General features: G+C 68.1%; 22 protein-coding genes. 9 read left to right on the top strand and 13 right to left on the bottom strand.

Features of this window, described 5'->3' with window-relative positions:
- Nucleotides 1-75 precede the first annotated feature (75 nt).
- Nucleotides 76-1,062, top strand: coding sequence for a glutathione S-transferase family protein (locus ABIE65_RS06130; RefSeq protein ID WP_354076329.1), 987 nt, complete (start codon nt 76-78; stop codon nt 1,060-1,062).
- Here the strand turns inward: ABIE65_RS06130 and ABIE65_RS06125 are convergent.
- The 3 genes from ABIE65_RS06125 to ABIE65_RS06115 all read right to left on the bottom strand — a co-directional run bounded on the left by ABIE65_RS06125 (nt 1,050) and on the right by ABIE65_RS06115 (nt 4,410).
- Complete coding sequence (locus tag ABIE65_RS06125; protein ID WP_354076327.1) at nt 1,050-2,027, bottom strand: response regulator transcription factor; 978 nt, start codon at nt 2,025-2,027, stop codon at nt 1,050-1,052. The genes ABIE65_RS06130 and ABIE65_RS06125 overlap by 13 nt on opposite strands.
- 69 nt (nt 2,028-2,096) lie before the next feature.
- Entirely contained in the window at nt 2,097-3,104 is a 1,008-nt protein-coding gene (locus ABIE65_RS06120) for an endonuclease/exonuclease/phosphatase family protein (protein WP_354076326.1), read from the bottom strand.
- A gap of 19 nt (nt 3,105-3,123) precedes the next feature.
- Nucleotides 3,124-4,410, bottom strand: coding sequence for an NAD(P)/FAD-dependent oxidoreductase (locus ABIE65_RS06115; RefSeq protein WP_354076325.1), 1,287 nt, complete (start codon nt 4,408-4,410; stop codon nt 3,124-3,126).
- Nucleotides 4,411-4,538: 128 nt separating this feature from the next.
- Between ABIE65_RS06115 and ABIE65_RS06110 the strand changes: the two genes are divergently transcribed.
- Nucleotides 4,539-6,401: an FG-GAP-like repeat-containing protein gene (locus ABIE65_RS06110; protein ID WP_354076323.1), complete on the top strand. Its 1,863-nt coding sequence runs from the start codon at nt 4,539-4,541 to the stop codon at nt 6,399-6,401.
- Between the two features lie 27 nt (nt 6,402-6,428).
- Here the strand turns inward: ABIE65_RS06110 and ABIE65_RS06105 are convergent, their stop codons facing one another.
- Nucleotides 6,429-7,310 carry a DMT family transporter gene (locus tag ABIE65_RS06105; RefSeq protein ID WP_354076606.1) on the bottom strand — a complete coding sequence of 294 codons (882 nt, stop codon included), beginning with the start codon at nt 7,308-7,310 and terminating at the stop codon, nt 6,429-6,431.
- Nucleotides 7,311-7,509: 199 nt separating this feature from the next.
- Nucleotides 7,510-7,992 (bottom strand): peroxiredoxin, encoded by a 483-nt coding sequence (locus ABIE65_RS06100; RefSeq protein WP_354076322.1) that lies wholly within the window; start codon nt 7,990-7,992, stop codon nt 7,510-7,512.
- A 156-nt stretch (nt 7,993-8,148) separates the two neighbouring features.
- On the opposite strand from ABIE65_RS06100, the gene ABIE65_RS06095 reads away from it, so the two are divergent.
- Nucleotides 8,149-8,724: a YqgE/AlgH family protein gene (locus ABIE65_RS06095; protein ID WP_354076320.1), complete on the top strand. Its 576-nt coding sequence runs from the start codon at nt 8,149-8,151 to the stop codon at nt 8,722-8,724.
- A gap of 34 nt (nt 8,725-8,758) precedes the next feature.
- Here the strand turns inward: ABIE65_RS06095 and ABIE65_RS06090 are convergent, their stop codons facing one another.
- Nucleotides 8,759-10,066: a M16 family metallopeptidase gene (locus tag ABIE65_RS06090; RefSeq protein ID WP_354076319.1), complete on the bottom strand. Its 1,308-nt coding sequence runs from the start codon at nt 10,064-10,066 to the stop codon at nt 8,759-8,761.
- A 175-nt stretch (nt 10,067-10,241) separates the two neighbouring features.
- Here ABIE65_RS06090 and ABIE65_RS06085 point away from each other — a divergent pair, with 175 nt between their 5' ends.
- The 5 genes from ABIE65_RS06085 to ABIE65_RS06065 all read left to right on the top strand — a co-directional run bounded on the left by ABIE65_RS06085 (nt 10,242) and on the right by ABIE65_RS06065 (nt 14,069).
- Nucleotides 10,242-10,610 carry a DUF6152 family protein gene (locus tag ABIE65_RS06085; protein WP_354076317.1) on the top strand — a complete coding sequence of 123 codons (369 nt, stop codon included), beginning with the start codon at nt 10,242-10,244 and terminating at the stop codon, nt 10,608-10,610.
- 25 nt (nt 10,611-10,635) lie between these two features.
- A complete protein-coding gene (locus ABIE65_RS06080; RefSeq protein WP_354076316.1) occupies nt 10,636-11,127 on the top strand; it encodes a hypothetical protein in 492 nt (163 codons plus the stop codon).
- 64 nt (nt 11,128-11,191) lie between these two features.
- Nucleotides 11,192-12,289, top strand: coding sequence for a PA0069 family radical SAM protein (locus ABIE65_RS06075; RefSeq protein ID WP_354076315.1), 1,098 nt, complete (start codon nt 11,192-11,194; stop codon nt 12,287-12,289).
- A gap of 17 nt (nt 12,290-12,306) precedes the next feature.
- Nucleotides 12,307-13,026 carry a ribonuclease HII gene (gene rnhB / locus ABIE65_RS06070; RefSeq protein WP_354076313.1) on the top strand — a complete coding sequence of 240 codons (720 nt, stop codon included), beginning with the start codon at nt 12,307-12,309 and terminating at the stop codon, nt 13,024-13,026.
- The gene (locus tag ABIE65_RS06065; RefSeq protein ID WP_354076311.1) at nt 12,984-14,069 is read left to right on the top strand and encodes a site-specific DNA-methyltransferase; all 1,086 of its coding nucleotides are present in this window, start codon (nt 12,984-12,986) and stop codon (nt 14,067-14,069) included. Before rnhB ends, ABIE65_RS06065 begins: the two co-directional genes overlap by 43 nt.
- 41 nt (nt 14,070-14,110) lie before the next feature.
- Here ABIE65_RS06065 and dctP read toward each other — a convergent pair whose 3' ends face one another.
- On the bottom strand, nt 14,111-15,154 hold the full coding sequence (dctP, locus tag ABIE65_RS06060) for a TRAP transporter substrate-binding protein DctP (protein ID WP_354076310.1): 1,044 nt from the start codon (nt 15,152-15,154) through the stop codon (nt 14,111-14,113).
- 219 nt (nt 15,155-15,373) lie between these two features.
- Here dctP and ABIE65_RS06055 point away from each other — a divergent pair, with 219 nt between their 5' ends.
- Complete coding sequence (locus ABIE65_RS06055) at nt 15,374-15,805, top strand: cupin domain-containing protein (protein ID WP_354076309.1); 432 nt, start codon at nt 15,374-15,376, stop codon at nt 15,803-15,805.
- A gap of 19 nt (nt 15,806-15,824) precedes the next feature.
- Here ABIE65_RS06055 and ABIE65_RS06050 read toward each other — a convergent pair whose 3' ends face one another.
- The 6 genes from ABIE65_RS06050 to ABIE65_RS06025 all read right to left on the bottom strand — a co-directional run bounded on the left by ABIE65_RS06050 (nt 15,825) and on the right by ABIE65_RS06025 (nt 19,935).
- Entirely contained in the window at nt 15,825-16,049 is a 225-nt protein-coding gene (locus ABIE65_RS06050; RefSeq protein WP_354076308.1) for a hypothetical protein, read from the bottom strand.
- Nucleotides 16,050-16,070: 21 nt separating this feature from the next.
- Nucleotides 16,071-16,265 carry a hypothetical protein gene (locus tag ABIE65_RS06045; RefSeq protein ID WP_354076306.1) on the bottom strand — a complete coding sequence of 65 codons (195 nt, stop codon included), beginning with the start codon at nt 16,263-16,265 and terminating at the stop codon, nt 16,071-16,073.
- 125 nt (nt 16,266-16,390) lie between these two features.
- Nucleotides 16,391-16,600 carry a cold-shock protein gene (locus ABIE65_RS06040; RefSeq protein WP_354076304.1) on the bottom strand — a complete coding sequence of 70 codons (210 nt, stop codon included), beginning with the start codon at nt 16,598-16,600 and terminating at the stop codon, nt 16,391-16,393.
- A 188-nt stretch (nt 16,601-16,788) separates the two neighbouring features.
- Nucleotides 16,789-17,265 (bottom strand): SsrA-binding protein SmpB, encoded by a 477-nt coding sequence (gene smpB / locus ABIE65_RS06035; RefSeq protein ID WP_354076302.1) that lies wholly within the window; start codon nt 17,263-17,265, stop codon nt 16,789-16,791.
- A 35-nt stretch (nt 17,266-17,300) separates the two neighbouring features.
- Nucleotides 17,301-18,173: a 4-hydroxy-tetrahydrodipicolinate synthase gene (dapA, locus tag ABIE65_RS06030; RefSeq protein ID WP_354076604.1), complete on the bottom strand. Its 873-nt coding sequence runs from the start codon at nt 18,171-18,173 to the stop codon at nt 17,301-17,303.
- Nucleotides 18,174-18,324: 151 nt separating this feature from the next.
- Nucleotides 18,325-19,935 (bottom strand): class I SAM-dependent methyltransferase, encoded by a 1,611-nt coding sequence (locus ABIE65_RS06025; protein ID WP_354076300.1) that lies wholly within the window; start codon nt 19,933-19,935, stop codon nt 18,325-18,327.
- Between the last annotated feature and the right edge of the window lie 31 nt (nt 19,936-19,966).

The raw sequence follows: 19,966 nt of genomic DNA, 5'->3' as shown, positions 1-19,966 counted from the left end.
GTTGGGCACACGCCTGCGGGGAAGGTCGGCCGGCTCCACCGCATTGTCACCCGAGACGAGCGAGGAGAGCGAACGATGGGTCTGCTGATCGACGGGACATGGCACGACCAGTGGTACGATACGTCGAAGACCGGCGGTGCGTTCAAGCGGCAGGACAGCAGCTTCCGCGACACCGTCACGGCCGACGGCTCGTCCGGCTTCGCGGCCGAGCCGGGCCGCTACCACCTCTACGTCTCGCTGGCCTGCCCATGGGCGCACCGGACGCTGATCTTCCGAGCCCTGAAGAAGCTCGACGACGTGATCTCGCTGTCGGTCGTCGAGCCGTTCATGGGCGCCGACGGCTGGACCTTCGACCCGGCGCCCGGCGCGATCGCGGACGAGGTGCACGGCGCGAAACGGCTGCACGAGGTCTATACGGCGGCCAAGCCTGACTATACGGGGCGGGTGACCGTTCCCGTGCTCTGGGACAAGCGGACCGGCACGATCGTGAACAACGAATCCGCCGAGATCATCCGCATGTTCAACAGTGCGTTCGACGCCTGGGGTGACGCCTCGCTGGACTTCTACCCCGCAGCGCTGCGCGGCGAGATCGACGCGCTCAACGCCGAGATCTACGACACCGTGAACAACGGCGTGTACAAGGCGGGCTTCGCCACGGAACAGGCACCCTACGAGGCGGCGTTCGATGCGCTGTTCGATACGCTGGACGGACTGGAGAAGCGCCTGTCGACCCGGCGTTACCTGACGGGTGACGCCATCACCGAAGCGGACTGGCGGCTGTTCACGACACTGGTGCGCTTCGACGCCGTCTACTACGGCCACTTCAAGTGCAACAGGCGGCGGATCGCCGATTATCCGAACCTATGGGGCTACCTGCGGGATCTGTATGCCGTCCCCGGCGTCGCCGCCACGGTGAACATGCACCACATCAAGACGCACTATTACGCCAGCCACAAGACGATCAATCCGACGGGAATCGTGCCGAAGGGGCCGGAGATCGACTTCGCGGCGCCCCATGCACGCGACCGCGGCATGCGGATGGCGACGGCTCAGCGCGCCTGAACGCTTCGGCCGCCGAGGTAGCTGCCGACAGACGTGGCGATCTGACCGCCGATCGCCTCTGCCTCGCGGGCATCGCTGAAGCCGACCACGATCGCCTCTGCCAGGCGCGGCAGGATGTCGAGGTCCTTGCGCGCTGGATCGGGGTGGGCGCGCAGGATGGCGCGCACCACTTCACGCAGCGTGACGCACAGATCGCCGATCGGCGCATAGGCAGTACCGGCCAGGCGGTCGTGCGCGTCGTCGGCGCGTGCCAGCAGGCGTTCCATCGCCCGTTCCGTCGCCGGCGTCGCCCGGCCGCTCGTATAGGAGGGGAGAATCTCGCGGACGAGCCGCATGATGGAGTCTCCCTGGCTGCGCAGCCGCTGCTCGTTGACCGTGCGCAATGCCCCGTCGAAGGCGTCGTCCATCGCCGCCGACCGCGCCGGCCGGCCTTCGACCTTCGCCTTCAGCGTGTTGGGAACGGCGACGCGCCGTGCGCCGGGCTCATCGTCGGGATGGCGTTCCGGCCCGATATAGTCTCCCGTCACGATGAACGGCTTGCGCTGATAGACGAGCACGCTGATCCGCTCGAGGATCTGGTCCGGCGAGATCGGCTTTACGAGCAGGTCGTCGCAGCCGCTGTCCGACACGGCCGCCGTGAATGCGAGGGACGGGTTCCAGGCGGTCATGATCGTCGGCAGGAACGGGTTGTGCCCGAGGCGGCCTTCGCGAATGTCGCGGATCAATTCGAGCGTGTCGCCTCCGGGCATGGCTGAATCGACGATCAGGATGTCCGGGTTGAACTCGCGCAGCGCCTTCAGGAGCGGCGAGAACGTCGTGAAGCCGACGATGTCGGTGAATCCCTCGCGCTTCAGGCAGGCGCGCAGAAGGTTCGCGAGGCCGGGTTGCGGCTCGCCGTAGATGATCTTGATGTCTTGCCGGCGCTTGGGGTCTATTCCATGCGTCTTGCCGATCGGACCGAGCATCTTGTCCCGTCTAAGGCTCCGCCGCGCACATCCTGTAGGCGGCAATGCTGCTTTATGCGGCTGGCCGGATTAATCTGCGGTGAACGGCGGGCCGTCTCGGCGCACATCGATCGCGAACGCCGCGACCAACGGGGCGTGGAACGAGCCTTCGCGCGCCGTCCCCTCTGCCGCTGCGAACACCTCGTCGGCGAGTTCCTCGTTGTGGATGGCCACGGATCGAAGGCTGGTGAAGAGGCGGCGCGACACCAGAAGATGGTCGAGCATTACGGCGCGGCCGGCATGGCGGACCGAGAAGCGGCGTTCGGAAGGAGTGCCCCTTTCGACCGATACGAGGCTGCGCGCGGCCAGCGCGTCGTTGCCGGTATCCGCCGCCTCCCCCAGCAGGATGCGCAACGGCATCTCGGTCTCGCCGGCGTTGCAGTCGCCGGCGACCACGATCATCGCGTCCGGATCGTCCTCGAAAAGCTGCTCGACCAGGAGCCGCGCCTCGAACGCCTGGCCGGCACGCTTCACCGTCGCCAGAAAGAAGCCTTCGGCCCAGCCGCCGATGGTCCGCCACCGGAACGGCGCCAGCTTCTGACCCGGCACGAAGCCGGCGAGGGGCGCGCGCAGATGGAGGTTGAGGACATGGACGTGCGTGCCCTCGACATCCAGTTCCGCCAGCAGGAGCGGCCTGTCCCACTCCACCGCCTGCGGCTGCTCGGCACGGGGTTCGGCCGTCGCCAGCCGGTAGGACGGCGCCGACACCAGGTCGTGCCGGACCTGCCTGCGGGCGACGATCGGATAGCGGCTGAGCGTGACCAGGTTGTGCACGTCGGCCGGACCGCCTCCCGGCTCGCGCTCCGAGGTCGCACGGTGGAAGCCGGCATAGGGCGTGTCTTCGAGCAGCCTGTCGAGCGCCGCCAGACGACGCGGCCCGTGATGGCCGGACGGCTGAGCGTTCACCTCCTGGAGGCAGAGCACGTCGGCAGCTAGGCGCAGCAGCTGCGGGCGCAGCACCGCGACGCGACGTTCGAGCAGCGCCGGATCGTCGACCGGGTCGTCCAGATTCTCCAGGTTGAAGGTCGCGACGCGCATCGCCCACTCGTCCCTCGGCTCAGGCGCGGCCGTCGCGCCAGCGGTACAGCAGCAGCATGGCGCGGCTGAGCGGTACGATCAGGCCATGCGCCGGCAGCCGCCGCAGCGGTGCCTCGGGCACCGGCAGTTCCTCGCGCGGCAGTCCGGTCGCGCGGCCCGCCATCAGCTTGCCCATCGCCGTGCCGATCGCGATGCCGCGACCGCTGTAGCCCAGGCCCGCGAACAGGCCGTCCGCCAGTTCGTGGTAGCGCGGCAGGCGGTCGACGGTCATGGCGATGTTGCCCTCCCAGATATGCTCGGGCGCCGCGTCGTCGACCTGCGGAAAGACCTGGGCGATACGGGCCGCCGTCGAACGGTTCAGGACGGTGCGCGCGCCGATGGTGAACAGGGGGGCGGCCGTGGTGATCAGGCGCCCCGACCGGTCGAGACGAAAGGCCCACAAGGCCTGGCGCGTGTCCGACAGGCCGTGCCCGCCCGGCAGGATCGTGGCCCGCACATTGTCGCCCAGCGGACGGGTCGCCGCGTGGAACGTGCGCACCGGAACGATCGTCTGCCGCAGCCCGGGCCACAGGTCGCCGGTATAGGCGTTCGTGGCGAGGATGATCTTGCCGGCGGTGACCGTGCCGCCGGGGGTGCGGACGCGCCAGGCCGTCCCTGTCCGCTCCAGCGCCTCCGCCGGGGAGCGGTCATGCAGGCGCACGCCGGCCCGGATCGCCGCATGCGCGAGGCCGCGGGCATAGCCCAGCGGCTGGATGTGGCCGCCCGAACGGTGCATCCAGCCGCCGTGCCGGTAGTAGTCGCTGCCGGTCATGGAGGCCGTCTGGCTGCCGTCCAGCATCTCCACCGGCGCCCCGCGCCGCGCCCACTGGTCGTGCTTGGCGCGCACGCCGGCCATGCGACTCGCCGCATGCGCGGGCTGCAGCCAGCCGTGCTGTTCCGCCTCGCACTCGATGCCGTGACGCCGGATCAGGTCGAAGACCAGGTCGGCGCTGCCGGCGACCCAAGCGTTCATCCGCTCGCCGCGCTCTTCGCCGTAGAGCCGGACGATGTCGTCGGGTCTGTGCCGGGCGTAGGTCGGGATGACCTGCCCGTTGTTGCGGCCGGACGCGCCGAACCCGGCATCCTGCGCCTCGAGCAGCACGACGTCCGCACCAGCCTCTGCGGCATGCAGCGCCGCGGACAGGCCGGTGAAGCCGCCACCGACCACCACCAGATCCGCCCGTGTCTCGCCCTGAAGCCGATGCGACTGCGGCGGCGCTACGGCCGTATGCGACCAAAGGACGCTGCGCTGGTCGGCGGTATGCATTGGGTGGCTCCCCGGACACTGGCGTCACCTATTCGTGAACTTGCGCCACCCAGGGCGATTTCGCGAATGCGACCGTTGCTATAGGTTCTCGGCTGCCAATCATCCTCATATCGCCGAGGCGCAGCAACATGGCCGATTTTACGGGTACGAACGGCAACGACCGGATCGTCGGGACGTCCGAAGCCGACAGCATCAATGGTGTGGACGGCGACGACGAACTCATCGGCCTGGCGGCTAACGACGTCATCAACGGCGGCACCGGCGCCGATTCGATCGAGGGGAACGACGGCAACGACCAGCTGAACGGCGACGCGGGCAACGACTACATCACCGGCGGCCTCGGCGAAGACCAGATCAATGGCAACGACGGCGCCGACTCTCTCTTCGGCGAGGACGACAACGACCGCCTGTTCGCGGGTGCCGACAACGATCGCGTGTTCGGCGGCGCCGGCTTCGACTTCATCAACGGCGACCAGGGCGACGACGAGATCTACGGCGGCGCCGACGACGACGAGATCTACGGCGGCGACGGCAACGATGCGATCAACGGCGACTCCGGCAACGACGTCATCCGCGGCGAGATCGGCGACGACCTGATCAACGGCGGGCTGGGCGACGACATCATCGACGGCGGCGCCGGCAACGACACCGCCAACTTCGCCGGCGACATCGCGGTCACCGTCGACCTGCGTATCGGCACCTACCAGCAGACGGGCGCCGGCAACGACTGGCTCCAGAACATTCAGAACCTGCGTGGCAGCTTCGCCGCCGACACGCTGATCGGAAACGACTCGGCGAACGTCCTCGACGGCAGCAGCGGCGACGACGTCCTGCAGGGCAACGGCGGCAACGACGTGCTGATCGGCGGCCTCGGCAACGACAGCCTGACAGGCGGCGACGGCAGCGACGCCGCGGGCTACAGCGGCGCCTACGCCGACTACGAGATCACGCGCTCCGGCAACATCGTCACGGTGACCGACCTGCGCGCCGATGCCGCGATCAACCAGGGCACCGACACCCTCACCGGGATCGAGGCGCTCGACTTCACCGACGGCACCTACGCCACGGCCAACATCCCGGACGGCGGCGGTGGCGGCACGACCGACCGAGTCGCGAACGATTTCGACGGTGACGGCAAGTCGGACCTGCTGTGGCATCACGCGCTGACCGGCGAGGTCGATACCTGGGAGATGGACGGCACCGCCATCGCCGGCGGCGGTGTGGTCGGCAGTGCCACGGCGGGTGTCTGGACCGTCCAGGGCACCGGCGACTTCAACGGCGACGGCAACGCCGACATTCTCTGGCAGTCGGCCGCCGGCGCGCTCGAACTCTGGCAGATGGACGGCACGACCATCACCGGCGGCGGGTCCATCGCGGGTCCTTCCGAGGGCACCCTGCTCGGCGGCGGCGACTTCAACGGCGACGGCCGCGACGAACTCCTCTGGGGCGCGCCGAACGGCCAAGTCTCGATCCTGCAGATGGACGGGGCGACGGTCACCGGAACCACGGCGGTCGCCGCGATCGGCACCGGCTGGGACGTTCTCGGCACCGGCGATTTCGACGGCGACGGCAACGACGACATCCTCTGGTTCAATGACGACGGCAGCCTGCAGCTCTGGCAGATGGACGGCGGCACGATCGTCGCCGACAGCGTCGTCGGTGCCCTCTCCAGCGACATCTGGACCAGCGCCACGACCGGCGACTTCGACGGCGACGGCAACACCGACGTCCTGTGGTTCAGCGAGGACGGCGACCTGGAACTGTGGCTGATGGACGGTGCGGCGATCACCGGCGGCGGCAGCATCGGCAAGGTCGACCCCACGGTGTGGGAGCCGATCACCACCGGCGACTACAACGGCGACGGCAACGCCGACATCGTCTGGCGCAATGCCGACGGCCATGTCGAGATCTGGGAGATGGACGGCACGTCGATCACCGGCGGCGGCAGCGTCGCCTGGGTTCAGGACCTGGACTGGCAGATCGTCGCCTGAGGCTGAAGGGCGGGAACGCCCCCGCTTCTATGCAGGAGCCTGGGGCGTGACCGACGCACCCCGGGCCGCCCGCGCGGCCCGGGCCTCGTGCCGGGCGAGGAGAAGGGTCGCGGCGAAGATTACGGCGGCGCCGACCACCGTCCAGACGCCGGGAATCGACGAAAAGACCAGATAGCCCAGGATCGACGCCCAGACGAGGTTCAGGAAGCTGACCGTCTGGATGCTGGAAATGTCGGCGGCGCGGAAGGCGCGGGTCATGCAGTAGTGGCCGAGGGTGCCGAGACCGCCGCAGAAGGCCAGCGCCACCCAAAGGGCGGGTGTCGGCGGCGTCCACCACGCCACCGCGAACGGCAGCAGCATCAGCCCTACGGTCAGGTGCTGCCACAGCACCACGACTTCGGGATTGTCGTGGCGCGTCAGTACCTTGGCGACCAGGAACGAGCCGGCGAACATCGGCGCCGCGGCCAGCAGCAGCAGGTTGCCGACCGTCACCCCGTCGAACCCGGTCTGCGACCATGGCTGGACGACGAGCAGGACCCCGGCGAAGCCGGTGGCGACCGCGGCGATCCGCGCCAGCGTCATGCGCTCACGCAGGAAGAGGACCGCGCCCAGGCAGATGAAGATCGGGCCGGTGAAGCCGATGGCGGTGAGTTCCGCCATGCTGACCGCGGGCAGCGCCGCGAACCAGAGCAGCATCCCGCCGGCGTGCAGCCCGCCGCGCCAGAGCTGGAGAACCGGCGCACGCGTCATGCAGGCGCGCAGCCCGATGCGCCAGACGACGGGCAGAAGCACGGCGAAACCGAAACTGTAGCGCAGGCACCCGACGACCCAAGGGTCCAGGTCCTGCGACATCCACTTCATCCAGACGTTCATCAGCGAGAAGAGGATGCCCGAGACGGACATCCACATCATGCCGCGGAGGGTGCCACTGGCCCCTCCGAAGAACACCGCCGCCCGTCCGACCACGCTTCCCCACCCTCGCCCGAAACCATCGGGAAGTCCGAACAGGACGACGCAGTCGGTCCGGCGCGGCAGCCGCCGCGCCGGACTTCAAACGTCCATTCCGGCGATCCCGGGCCGGAGGTACCGTGCCCGGCCCGGACGAAGGTCAGAGCGCGCCGAGGACCGCTTCGGCGCTGGAGACCTCGAAGGCGCCGGGAGCTTCGACATCGACCTTCTTCACGACCCCGTCCTCGACGACCATCGCATAGCGCTTCGAGCGGATGCCGAGGCCGCCCTTGGTGGCGTCGAGTTCGAGGCCGAGCGCCTTGGCGAAGTCGGCATTGCCGTCGGAGAGCATCTCGACCTTGCCGTCGCAGTTCTGCGACTTACCCCAGGCGTCCATGACGAAGACGTCGTTGACGGCGACGCAGGCGATCTTGTCGACGCCCTTCGCCTTCAGCGCGTCCGACTTCTCGACGAAGCCGGGCAGATGACGGACGGAGCAGGTGGGCGTGAAAGCACCCGGCACCGCGAACAGCACCACCTTCTTTCCGCCGAAATACTCGTCCGTGCTGACTTCCTTCGGACCGTCGGCGGTCATCTGGCGCAGGTTCATGGACGGGATGCGGTCGCCAGCCTTGATCGTCATGCGCGTCTCCCTTGGGATTCTGAGCCCTGGGCCACCGGATGCGGCAGCCCGTCGCGCTGGAGTATGCCCGGCTTCAGGCAAAAGGGAAGGCCGGCAGGGACGCGCGCACCGCGCGTCAACTTGCGCACCCCCCATGGCTTGCCTAACTTAGTCGCCATGGATCTTTCCATTCGACGCGACGGATATCTGACTGGACATCTCCTGGTGGCGATGCCCGGCATGTCGGACGAGCGCTTCGCCCGTTCCGTGGTCTTCCTCTGCGCGCACAGCGAGGAGGGTGCCATGGGAATCGTCATCAATCGCGAGCTCGAGTCTCTCACCTTCGAGGAGTTGATCGAGCAGCTCGACCTGAAGCCGGGCGGCACCAGGGTCGACCTGCCGGTGCAGGCGGGCGGACCGGTCGAGACGGGGCGCGGCTTCGTCCTGCACTCCGTCGACTATCGCCACGAGGGCACGCTCGTCGTCGGCGAGGACGTGGCGCTCACGGCGACGGTCGATATCCTGCGCGCCATCGCCCAGGGCGAAGGGCCGCGCCGCCGCATTCTGGCGCTCGGCTATGCCGGCTGGTCGCCGGGACAGCTCGAGGCCGAGATCCGCGCCAACGGCTGGCTCAACGTCGCCGCGGACGCCGATCTGGTGTTCGACCCCGCGCTCGACGAGAAGTGGGAGCGCGCCATGGCCAAGATCGGCGTCGACGCGCGCATGCTGTCCACCTCGGGCGGGCACGCCTGAGGCGCACCCGCCCTGCATCTACCAGCCCGGCGCCTCACCGCAGGCGGGCGCGGATCGCGTCGTAGGGCTCGATCTTCTTCACGGGACCGAGGGCGGCGAACGTGAGCGGCGTTTCCGCGACGCGCGCTGCCGCACGCATCACCGCCAGCTCGTCCACGGCCTCGATCCGCTCGACGATTTCCGCCACCGAATGCGGCCGTCCGAAGATCAGCATCTGCTGCGCGACCTGCTCGCAGCGGGCCGCTGTGCTCTCGCGCGCCATCAGGGTGCTCGCCTTCAGCTGCGCGCGCGCCCGATGCACTTCGTCGGAACCGACGCGGACCGACAAGGCGGACAGCTCGTCGCAGACGATGCGGACCACCTCGCCCGCCTCCGCCTCGCCGGTACCGGCATAGACGCCGAGGATGCCACCGTCGTGCAGGGCGGACGCGAAAGAATAGATCGAGTAGACGAGGCCACGTTTCTCGCGCACCTCCTGGAACAGGCGCGAGGACATGCCGCCGCCGTAGAGCGTCGACAGCACCTGTAGCGGGTAGAAGTCGGGGTCGTCGTAGGCGACGCCTTCGAAACCCATCACGAGATGGACCTGTTCGAGGTCGTCCTCCTCGCGCACGTCGCCGCCCTCGTAGCGCGCCGGATCAGCCTCGCCGAACATCTCCGACGGCAGCCCGCCGAACTTCTCGGCAGCGAGATCGACGAGTTGGTCGTGCTCGATCCGGCCCGCCGCCGCCAACACCATGCGCGGCGCCTTGTACCAGTCGGTCATGTAGCGCACGAGATCGGCGCGCGGCAGGGTTCGGATCACCTCCGGCGTGCCCAGCACCGGCCGGCCCATCGGCTGGCGCGGATAGGCGATGGCCTGGAAGGCGTCGAAGACGACGTCCTCGGGGCTGTCCTGCGCCTGGCCGATCTCCTGGAGGATGACCGAACGCTCGCGCTCCAGTTCCTCGGGATCGAAGGTCGAGTTCTGCAGGATGTCCGCGACGATGTCGACGCCGAGCGCCACGTCCTCCTTCAGGACCTTGGCGTAATAGGCGGTGTTCTCACGGGACGTGTAGGCGTTGAGATGCCCGCCGACCGCCTCGATCTCCGACGCGATGTCGGCGGCGGAGCGGCGCGCCGTGCCCTTGAACGCCATGTGCTCCAGCAGGTGCGAGACACCGTTCACGGGCTCCGCCTCGTGCCGCGTGCCGACGCCGACCCAGATGCCGAGCGCGACGGACTCCACCGCGCCCATCGGATCGCTGACGACGCGCAGGCCGTTCGGCAGCACGGTGATGCGCGGCCCCTCCCCCGCTTCGGGATTGTCGGCGTGCAGGACGGTCGCGGATTCTGACCTCATCATTCAACCTTCGTATGCGCATGGTCTGGAACAGCATATCGGAGTGCACGGTGCCGGGTCCAAGCGGTGGCGCCGCTTAATCCGCGGCGTGCGGCAATGGGGCTGGTCGCCCGCGCCTGCCGCCCCACATCGCTTTCGGGGCCGCCTTCATTCTCTTCGCGAAAAGGACCGGACCATGCGTCTCGCCTTCTCCACGACCCTCGCCGCCACCGCGGCTCTCGGCACCGTGTTCGCCGCACCCACGCCGGCAGCCGCCCATCACGGCTGGAGCAACTACGATTCGGGCAAGGCGATGACGGTGACGGCGCCGGTGGTCGAATCCGACTACGGCCATCCGCACGGTTCGCTCACGATCGAATCCGACGGAGCGCGCTGGCTGGTTATCCTGGCGCCGCCGTCGCGCATGACGAACCGCGGTCTGACGCCCGACGCCATCGCGCCCGGCGAGACGGTAACGGTCGAGGGCTATCCGGCGCGCAACGGCGACAAGGAGATGCGCGCCGAACGAATCACCGCGGGCGGGAAGACGGTAGAGATTCGCTGAGGACGGCGGCGAGGACGGCGGCCGGGTGATCGCGGAGACGGTCTTCGCCTGGGCGGGTGCTGCCGAGACGTCGGCTCTGGCGGCGGCCGTGCGGATGCAGCCATGGATCTATCCGGCGGCCAATCTCGTGCATGTGCTCGGCGTGTCGCTTCTGGTCGGCGCGATCATGGCGCTGGACCTGCGGCTGCTGGGGGCCTTCCGTCGCTCCCTGCCGGCGGCGGGTGCCGTGGATCTGCTGGTGCCGGTCGCCGTCGTCGGGGCGATCCTGGCGGTACCGAGCGGCATCCTGCTCTACCTGCCGGATGCGGTGCCGCTGACGGGACACCTGCTGATGCAGGTGAAGGCTGGGCTCCTGGTGCTCGGCCTCGCGAACGCCGTCGCCTTCCATCTGCTCTGGCACCGCCGGCTCGCCCGCTGGGACGCCGGCGCCCCGCCCGTCGCGCGCGCGCAGTCGGTCTTCTCGATCGCAATCTGGCTCGGCGTGCTGAGCTGCGGGAGACTGATCGCCTACGTTTGATCGTCACGATGTTCTTTCTTTGTTCTCGTTCTGCCCGTATGCTCGCGCGGAAACGGGGTGCGACATGGCAGGAACCGATACCAACGACCGGGTACCGGCGCGGCCGGTGAAGGGACGCGGCAGCGTCACGAACCGGAGCGGCCGCTACGAGCCCGCGGCACGCGAGCAGGTCGACGACGGCTGGGGCACGGTCGAGGAGGAACTGCCGCCACTGCGCACGACGGTCGGCCGCGACCGGGCACGGAAGGCGATCACCACCAACGATTCGCCCGACGTCGGCTTCGACCAGTCGATCAACCCCTATCGCGGCTGCGAGCACGGCTGCGCCTACTGCTTCGCCCGCCCGACCCATGCCTGGCTCGGGCTCTCCGCCGGCCTCGACTTCGAGACGAAGCTGTTCGCCAAGCACGATGCCGCGGCGCTGCTCGAGGCGGAATTGCGCGCGCCGTCCTATCGCTGCAAGGTCATCGCGCTCGGCGTGAACACCGACGCCTACCAGCCGATCGAACGGGACCTGAAGATCACGCGCGGCATCCTGGAAGTGCTGTCGCGCTTCGAGCATCCGGTTGCGCTGATCACCAAGTCGACGCTCGTGACCCGCGACATCGACATCCTGGCGGACATGGCGGCACGCCGCCTGGTGCACGTCACACTTTCGGTGACGACCCTCGACCGGCACCTGGCGCGCCGGCTCGAGCCGCGCGCAGCGACGCCCGCGCGGCGGATCGACGCGGTGCGCGCCCTGGCGGCGGCCGGCATCCCGACCAGCGTCAACGTGGCACCGATGATCCCGGGCCTGAACGACCACGAACTCGAATCCGTCCTGGCAGCGGCGGCCGGCGCCGGTGCGAGCAAGGCCGGCTACATCCTGCTGCGGCTGCCGCTGGAGATTCGCGACCTCTTCCGTGAATGGCTGGAGACGCATGTCCCGGACCGGGCGGCGCGCGTGCTCAGCCTTGTCCGCCAGACGCGCGGCGGCGCACTCTACAAGGACAGGTTCGGCGAGCGGATGCGCGGCGAAGGGCCGATCGCCGACCTGATCGAACGACGCTTCCGGATCGCCTGCGCCAGGCTCGGGCTGGACAAGCGCGACTATGTTCTCGACACTTCGCGCTTCCGACGTCCCCCCGCTCCCGGGGATCAGATCGCCCTGCCCTTCTGACGCGCAACCACGGCAGAATGCCCGACTTTGCCCTGCAACGCCGCCTGTCTCGCCGCTTTGCCGGCGGCCCCGTCGCGGGAATCGACGAAGCCGGCCGCGGCCCGCTGGCCGGCCCCGTCGTCGCCGCGGCGGTCGCCTTCCGCAGCGTGCGCCTGCCGAAGGCGGTGCGCGACGGGATTGACGATTCGAAGCGGCTGACGCGCGAGCGGCGCGAGGCGATGTTCGACGCCATCCAGGACATGCGCGGCTGCGGCACCGCCGACGTGGGCGTCGGCATCGCCGACGTCGCGGAGATCGACCGGCACAACATCCTGCGCGCGACCTTCATGGCGATGCACCGGGCCGTGGCGGCGCTCGCACCTTGCCCGGTGCTCGTGCTCGTTGACGGCAACATGGCGCCGCCGCTGCCCTGTGCCGCGGAGACGGTGATCGGCGGCGACCGCCTGTGCATCTCGATCGCCGCCGCGTCGATCGTCGCGAAGGTCACGCGCGACCGCCTGATGACCGCACTGGCGATGGAGCACCCCGGATACGGCTGGGAAACCAACGTCGGGTACGGCACGGCCGAGCATTGCGCGGCCCTCGTCCGCCTGGGTGTCACGGCGCATCACCGGCGCTCGTTCGCCCCCGTTCGTAACGCGCTGAATCCGAATGAGATTGACGTGGCGACTCGGGTGACTCAGGATGCCTTCCCATGGGGGGAACTCGAGACACTCACGACTGCCGGATCATCGTAGGCGACTGCGTCGCGGCGATGGACGGCCTGCCGCCCGGATCGGTCGACATGATCTTCGCCGATCCGCCGTACAACCTTCAGCTGCGGGGCGAACTGCGCCGGCCGAATCATACGGTCGTCGACGGCGTCGACGACGCCTGGGACCGGTTTCCGGACTTCGAGACCTACGACCGGTTCAGCCGGGCCTGGCTGACGGCGGCGCGGCGGGTGCTCAAGCCGAACGGCACCATCTGGGTGATCGGGACGTACCACAACATTTACCGCGTTGGTGCCACGCTTCAGGATCTCGGCTACTGGATCCTGAACGAGATCGTGTGGCGCAAGACCAACCCGATGCCGAACTTCCGCGGCCGGCGCTTCACCAATGCCCATGAGACGCTGATCTGGTCGGCGCGCGACGCGGGCAGCCGCCATACGTTCAACTATGCGGCAATGAAAGCGCTGAACGAGGAGCTGCAGATGCGCAGCGACTGGCTGCTGCCGATCTGCTCCGGCGGCGAGCGCCTGAAGGTCGACGGGCGCAAGGCCCACCCGACGCAGAAGCCCGAATCGCTCCTCTATCGAACCATTCTCGCGGCGACGCAGCCCGGCGACGTCATCCTCGATCCGTTCTTCGGCTCCGGAACGACCGGGGCGGTCGCCAGGCGACTGGGTCGGCGCTGCATCGGCATCGAGCGCGACGCCACCTACGCGGCGATCGCCGAAGAGCGGATCCGCGACATCGAGCCCGATGCCGAGTTGAGCCTGCTGTCGAGCCCGTCCAAACGCGATGCCCCCCGCGTGCCGTTCGGTTCGCTGCTGGAGCGCGGGCTGATCCGCGCCGGCACCGTGCTGACCGATCCGGCGCGGCGCTGGACGGCGAAGGTACGCGCGGACGGTTCTCTGATCGCGGCCGAACACCGCGGCTCCATCCATCAGGTCGGTGCCCTGGTCCAGGGCGCGCCCGCCTGCAACGGTTGGTCCTTCTGGTGCGTCGAGCACCAGGACGGGAGGCTGGAGCCGATCGACACCCTGCGGCAGCAGGTCAGGTCAGAGATGCAGTGACGCTTCGGGGAGAGCGGTCGCCCGCCCTCCCCGGCCTCTCGTCAGGACTTGGACGCCTTCTTCGCCGTCTCGAAGATGAGATCCAGCAGTTCCTGAGCCGGCACGCCCTTCGGCGTCGCCTCGGCGACCCACTTATCCCAGACCGGCTGTGCGCCCATCTCGATCAGCTTCGCCCGCTGCTCGTCGGTGTAGCGGACCTCGATCAGGCCGCGCTCCTTGAGCATCGGCAGGTTGGCTTCGTCCGCCTTCTTGAAGGCCGCCTTCAGGGTGTCGTAGTGGGGCCCCTTCACCTCGATCAGGAGATCCTGATACTGCTTCGGCAGCGCGTCCCACGAGGATTTCGACAGCACCTCGACCACGTTGGCGGCACCCAGCGCCATATTCGACGTGTACCACTTGGACACTTCGTGCAGGCGATAGGAGATGTGCGCGTAGGTGTACGGGAACGAGGCTGCGTCGAAGATCCCGCGCTCCAGACCATTGTAGACTTCGGGGGCCGGCACCGTGGTCGGCACCGCGCCGAGCGTGCGCATCGCATCGCCCATGCCGCCCAACGCACGCACGCGGCGTCCCTTCCAGTCCTCCAGTGCCTTCGGCGGCTCGCCGACGCCGAAGAACTCATAGGCGGGCAGAATCGCCGACGCGTAGAAGACAGCGTTCCAGCGGGCCATCTCCTTCACCAGCACGGGGTGCTGCATGTAGGCTTCCTGGACCGCGATGCGGACGTCGTGGTCGCCCAGCGGCAGGAACGGCATCTCGAGTCCGTTCAGGGCCGGGTTCTTGCCGGGGTGGTAGGAGCCCGATATCTGCGCGCCGTCGATAACGCCGATCTTGATGCTGTCCAGGCCCTCGCGTGCCGGCGCGTACTGCTCGGCGAATCCGATGTCGATGGTGAAGTTGCCGTTGGTCCGCTCCTTCACGATCTCGGCGACCTTCTCGATCCCCGCCGTCTGGGCGCGCGGCGGTCCCCACGTCGAGAACTTCCAGTTAACCTTCGGCCCGTCGACCGTCTGAGCCGAAGCGCCACCGGCAACGAGCGCTGCGCCCGCGACCGCCGCGAGCGCGAGCTTTCTCACATCGAGCATTCCTGTCTCCCAAGCGGTTCCTGCATGAACCGCAACGACCGTTTAGAGGAATCGGACCGGCAGAGTGTGCCTCGTCCGCGCGGCGGAGCGCCGCTTGCCCGCAGAATGCCCAACTTCGCGCATGGCGTCGACCACCCCCCGTTTCGCTGCAGGGAGGTCGGTTGGACATACGATCGCAGTACCTTAGTATGGCCCCCGGTCGCCCGAAGGTGAGTGTCGATGACTGCCGATGAGATGATCGCCGCCCTCGGGCTGATGCCGCACCCCGAAGGGGGCCATTTCCGGGAAATCTTCCGCGCGGCATCGCCGCCCGGCGTGCGCGCCGCGGCGACATCGATCTACTACCTGCTCGCGGCGGGAGAACGCTCGCACTGGCATCGCGTCGACGCCGATGAAATCTGGTGCTTTCACGGCGGCGACCCGCTGGAACTGGCCATCTCCACGGACGCCGAGACGCTCGACCGCCGCATCATCGGCGCGGATGTCGGACGCGGCGACCAGCCGCAGGTCGTCGTGCCGCAGGGCGCCTGGCAGTCGGCGCGGTCGCTCGGCCGGTGGACGCTGGTCGGGTGTGTCGTGGCGCCGGCGTTCGAGTTCGCCGGCTTCGAAATGGCTCCGCCCGGGTGGGCGCCCGGACGGAAGGCGACCTGAGCCGGCTGGTCCGTCGGGATCAGCCGGGCGACCGCGTCATCGTCTTGATCGGACCGCGCGGATTGTTGGACATCTCGGCGATCTTGCGGTCCTGCGCCTCGATGAAAGCCTTGGCGGGCACGTCACCGTCGAGGCCCCCCACCTCGGAACTGGGCACCTTCCTGTTCGAGGTCCGGGTACCGTCCTGATAGACGACGTCGAAGAGCACGAAGCCCTTGTCCACCGGCTGCTTCTTGCGTGCCATCGTTGCTACTCCTGGAAAGGCTCAGCGCTCTTCGGACGTCGCGCCGTTCGCGGACTCACCGTCGTCCTCCGTCTCACCGTCCTCCGGGAGTTCGAGCCCTTCCGGATTGTCGGCCGTCGTCCGCGCGGCCTTCCGCGCCGCCTTCTCCTTCTTCTTCTCTTCCTTGCTGCGGGCGCGCTCGTTGCGTTGCTGCTTGTAGTTCGGCTTGAAGGCCATGGCACCGCCTCCTCAACACTCACCCGCACGGGCCTGCCCACGGGGTGAGGCGGACGCTTCATACATCAAGCGAAAGGGGGCACCAGCTGCCCGGCACCCCCTTCCGCGACTTTACCAGAGGCGAATCAGATCGCCTTCAGGTTCTCCGCCGAGGTCTTGCCGCGCTTGGGATCACGCTGCTCCTCGAAGTTGACCTTCTGACCCTCGTTGAGGCCACGCAGGCCGGCCCGCTCCACCGCCGAGATGTGCACGAACACATCCGGGCCGCCGTTGTCCGGCTGAATGAAGCCGTAACCCTTGGTGCTGTTGAACCACTTCACGGTTCCGACAGGCATTGCTGTCCTCCGATATTCGAGTGGCGCCGTACAGATGTCCGACGCATCAAACTGTAGGTGGAAACGGCAGCAATCGAGGCCCGATGGGCTTAGCAGGCCGGCAGTCCCAAGCAGAATGACGAGATTAAGATGGGCGCATCCCGGCCAACCGCAAGAGGTAGGTGGCCAAAGCGGGCGGCCTCCGCGCGTCAGCCCCGGTCGCGGAGTAGCCGGGCCTTGTCGCGCTGCCAATCCCGCTCCTTCACCGCCGCTCGCTTGTCGGCTTTCTTGCGGCCGGTGACGAGCGCCAGCTGCACCTTGGCCATCCCCCGGTCGTTGAAATAGACCGACAGCGGTACGAGCGTCGCGCCCTCGCGCCGGACGGCCCCGAGAAGCTTGGCGATCTCGCGCTTGTGGAGCAGAAGCTTGCGCGGCCGCCGCGTCTCATGGCCGAAGACGCCGGCGCCGCGATACTCCGGGATGTGGGCGTTGAGCAGCCAGATCTCCCCGTCGCGATCTCCAGCGTGGGATTCGGCGATGCTGGCGCGTCCGCCGCGCAGCGACTTGACCTCGCTGCCGGTCAGCATGATGCCGGCCTCGAAGGTCTCCTCGATCGTATATTCGAAGCGCGCCCGGCGGTTCTGAGCGACCACCCGGTGCGCACCGGATGGCTGCTGCTGTGCCATGGCGGTGTCTCAGTCTCCCATAGGGTGAATGGCGCTCACACGAGCCCCGCGTGAGCCATCGCGTTTCGAATGCGGTCCTGCGCCGCCGGCGTGGCCGATACGAGCGGCAGCCGCACCTCCGGGCTCGCCTTGCCGAGCAGACTGGCGCCGTACTTGGCGGGCGCCGGAGAGGGTTCGCAGAACATCGCCTCGTGCAGCGGCATCAGCTTCTCGTTGATCGACTGCGCTGTCTGGACGGCGTTCTGCATCCAGGCCTCGTGCATCATCGAGCAGAGCTTCGGCGCCACGTTCGCCGTGACCGAAATGCAGCCGATGCCCCCCTGGGCCAGATAGCCCAGCGACGTCCCATCCTCGCCGGACAGCTGAACGAAATCGGGGCCGCAGGCGATCTTCGTCCGGGTCGGACGCGCCAGATCGTTGGTCGCGTCCTTGACGCCGACGACGTTCGGAAGTTCCGCGAGCCGCGCCATCGTCTCCACGGTCATGTCGACGATCGACCGGCCGGGGATGTTGTAGATGATCATCGGAATGTCCACGGCGTCGTGGATCGCCTTGTAGTGGCGGTACATCCCTTCCTGGCTCGGCTTGTTGTAGTAGGGGGTGACGACCAGCGTCGCATCGGCACCGGCGGCCTTGGCGTGCTTCGCCAGGGAGATCGCCTCCTGGGTCGAGTTGGACCCGGCCCCCGCGACCACCGGCACGCGTCCGCGCGCCACCTCGACGCAGAGTTCGACCACGCGATTGTGCTCGTCGTGGGTCAGCGTCGGCGATTCGCCGGTCGTACCGCACGGCACCAGACCGTGGGTGCCTTCCGCGATCTGCCACTCGACGAAGTCCTGGAACGCTTTCTCGTCGACCCTGCCGTCCTTGAAGGGGGTGATGAGCGCAACGAGCGAGCCCTTGAGCATCATGAATCTTCTCCCCGGCAATAGTGACGGCTTCGGGCGTTATATGTGTCGCGGACCTTACAGCCGCCACCGGTACTGAGCAAGTTCGCGCGCCCCGCCGAGCGGCGGAACGCGCGAAACGCACCTGGACGGGCAATGGGCCCGGCTGGACCTACTTGCGGGCGACGAACCAGCCCCAGCCGATCCGGCCGGCCTCGGCGGAATCCACCCAGAACTGCAGGGCGGCGGACGTCTTGTCGACCAGCTCCTTGCCGATCCGCTTCTCGAATTCGGGCCGGCGGCGCTCCAGCTCGCGGCGCACCCACCCGTAGGTCGGGGCGACGTGCTGGGACATGTCCTCCTGCCGCTCGATCGTGAGGCCCAGTTTCTGCAGGGCCTCGGCATAGTCCGGCGCATCCCACATGACCGGCGAGCCGACGCGCTCGGAGATCTTCGCGCGATCCTCGTCCGAGGTGCCGCGGCGAACGAGGATGTCGGTGAAGACCAGGCGTCCACCCGGCTTCAGCACGCGCTGGGCCTCGCGCAGCACCGCGTCCTTGTCGACAGCGTGGAGGAATGCCTCCTGCGACAGGTAGCAGTCGAAGCTGTCCGCCAGGAACGGCAGGTCGTGGAAGTCCGCCCACTGGTAATCCACGCGGTCGTCGAGGCCGCGTGCCTTGGTCAGGTCGCGGGCATGCGCCAGCTCGCGGTCGGAGATGTTCGTCGCCAGCACCCGGCAGCCGAACCGCTCGGCGAGGAAGCGGGCGGCGGCGCCGTAGCCGCAGCCGACGTCGAGCACGTAGTCGCTCTTCTTCAGACCGAGCTCCGCCGAGAGCTTCTCGTTGGAGCGGACCATCGCCTCGGGCAGCCCCTCGTCCGCGCGGTCGAAGACGCCGAGGTGGATGTTCTCCCCCCAGATCTCGCGGTAGATCTCGTCCGCCGCACCGTCATAGTAGGCCTGGGTGTCGCGGACGATGTCCGAGCGCGACGTGGGCTTGCCGCCGCCGCCGTTGGTCGCCTTGCGCGGCTTGAACGCAATCTGCTGGATGAAGTCGACATCGCCCTGGTCGAACGGCCGCTCGAAATCGCCGTAGCGCATGTTGCCGACGAAGCCGCAATCCTCGAGCAGATGCGCGATGTAGCCCTCCTTCAGCGGGTACATGGTCAGGTGGTAGTTCTGACCGTCGGCGAAGGAATACTGGAACTTCGCCCTCGTCCGCGTGAGCTCGACGGGGCGCGCGTCGACGCCGGCGCCGGTGTAGTAAAACGAATGCTTCGAACTGAAGCCCTGGTCGAGCATCCGGTCGTAGTTGCGGTGATCGATCACCAGCATCCCGCCGGGCTTCAGGACCCTGAACATCGATTCCAGGGCGTCGCGTCGCGCCTCATGATCCTGAAGGTGCGTAAACGAATTGCCGAGACACACCAGCGCGTCGAACTTGTCCTCGCCGAACGCCTCGTGGAGGTTTCGCCAGTCGCAGGAACGCGTGTCGGCCAGCTTGACGCCATGCCGCTTGGCATTCTCCTTGGTCTGCTCGATCATGTTCTGCGAGCCGTCGCTCGCGGTGACCTCGAACCCGGCGTTGGCCAGCATCACGGAATGGAAACCGGTGCCGGCGGCGATGTCCACGACTTGGCGCGCGCCATGCGCAGCCAGCAGACGCGGAAAGAAGTCGGCTTCGCCGGCGGCACGGCCGTCCCAGCCGATCAGATCGTCCCACCGCTTCACGAATTCGCGGCTGTATTCGTTGCGGTATCGATCGTTGACGCTTGCGTCAGTCATGAAGGTCCCCTCGCAGGTAATACGCATGCGT

This window comes from Constrictibacter sp. MBR-5 (assembly GCF_040549485.1).
In the GTDB taxonomy this organism is placed as follows: Bacteria; Pseudomonadota; Alphaproteobacteria; order JAJUGE01; family JAJUGE01; genus Constrictibacter.
This window is presented reverse-complemented; position numbering and strand designations above follow the sequence as displayed.

Coding starts and splice junctions, on each gene's coding strand:
- ABIE65_RS06130 (WP_354076329.1), top strand. CDS start 76: ATGGGTCTGCTGATCGACGGGACATGGCACGACCAGTGGTACGATACG.
- ABIE65_RS06125 (WP_354076327.1), bottom strand. CDS start 2,027: ATGCTCGGTCCGATCGGCAAGACGCATGGAATAGACCCCAAGCGCCGG.
- ABIE65_RS06120 (WP_354076326.1), bottom strand. CDS start 3,104: ATGCGCGTCGCGACCTTCAACCTGGAGAATCTGGACGACCCGGTCGAC.
- ABIE65_RS06115 (WP_354076325.1), bottom strand. CDS start 4,410: ATGCATACCGCCGACCAGCGCAGCGTCCTTTGGTCGCATACGGCCGTA.
- ABIE65_RS06110 (WP_354076323.1), top strand. CDS start 4,539: ATGGCCGATTTTACGGGTACGAACGGCAACGACCGGATCGTCGGGACG.
- ABIE65_RS06105 (WP_354076606.1), bottom strand. CDS start 7,310: ATGTGGATGTCCGTCTCGGGCATCCTCTTCTCGCTGATGAACGTCTGG.
- ABIE65_RS06100 (WP_354076322.1), bottom strand. CDS start 7,992: ATGACGATCAAGGCTGGCGACCGCATCCCGTCCATGAACCTGCGCCAG.
- ABIE65_RS06095 (WP_354076320.1), top strand. CDS start 8,149: ATGGATCTTTCCATTCGACGCGACGGATATCTGACTGGACATCTCCTG.
- ABIE65_RS06090 (WP_354076319.1), bottom strand. CDS start 10,066: ATGAGGTCAGAATCCGCGACCGTCCTGCACGCCGACAATCCCGAAGCG.
- ABIE65_RS06085 (WP_354076317.1), top strand. CDS start 10,242: ATGCGTCTCGCCTTCTCCACGACCCTCGCCGCCACCGCGGCTCTCGGC.
- ABIE65_RS06075 (WP_354076315.1), top strand. CDS start 11,192: ATGGCAGGAACCGATACCAACGACCGGGTACCGGCGCGGCCGGTGAAG.
- rnhB (WP_354076313.1), top strand. CDS start 12,307: ATGCCCGACTTTGCCCTGCAACGCCGCCTGTCTCGCCGCTTTGCCGGC.
- ABIE65_RS06065 (WP_354076311.1), top strand. CDS start 12,984: ATGGGGGGAACTCGAGACACTCACGACTGCCGGATCATCGTAGGCGAC.
- dctP (WP_354076310.1), bottom strand. CDS start 15,154: ATGCTCGATGTGAGAAAGCTCGCGCTCGCGGCGGTCGCGGGCGCAGCG.
- ABIE65_RS06055 (WP_354076309.1), top strand. CDS start 15,374: ATGACTGCCGATGAGATGATCGCCGCCCTCGGGCTGATGCCGCACCCC.
- ABIE65_RS06050 (WP_354076308.1), bottom strand. CDS start 16,049: ATGGCACGCAAGAAGCAGCCGGTGGACAAGGGCTTCGTGCTCTTCGAC.
- ABIE65_RS06045 (WP_354076306.1), bottom strand. CDS start 16,265: ATGGCCTTCAAGCCGAACTACAAGCAGCAACGCAACGAGCGCGCCCGC.
- ABIE65_RS06040 (WP_354076304.1), bottom strand. CDS start 16,600: ATGCCTGTCGGAACCGTGAAGTGGTTCAACAGCACCAAGGGTTACGGC.
- smpB (WP_354076302.1), bottom strand. CDS start 17,265: ATGGCACAGCAGCAGCCATCCGGTGCGCACCGGGTGGTCGCTCAGAAC.
- dapA (WP_354076604.1), bottom strand. CDS start 18,173: ATGCTCAAGGGCTCGCTCGTTGCGCTCATCACCCCCTTCAAGGACGGC.
- ABIE65_RS06025 (WP_354076300.1), bottom strand. CDS start 19,935: ATGACTGACGCAAGCGTCAACGATCGATACCGCAACGAATACAGCCGC.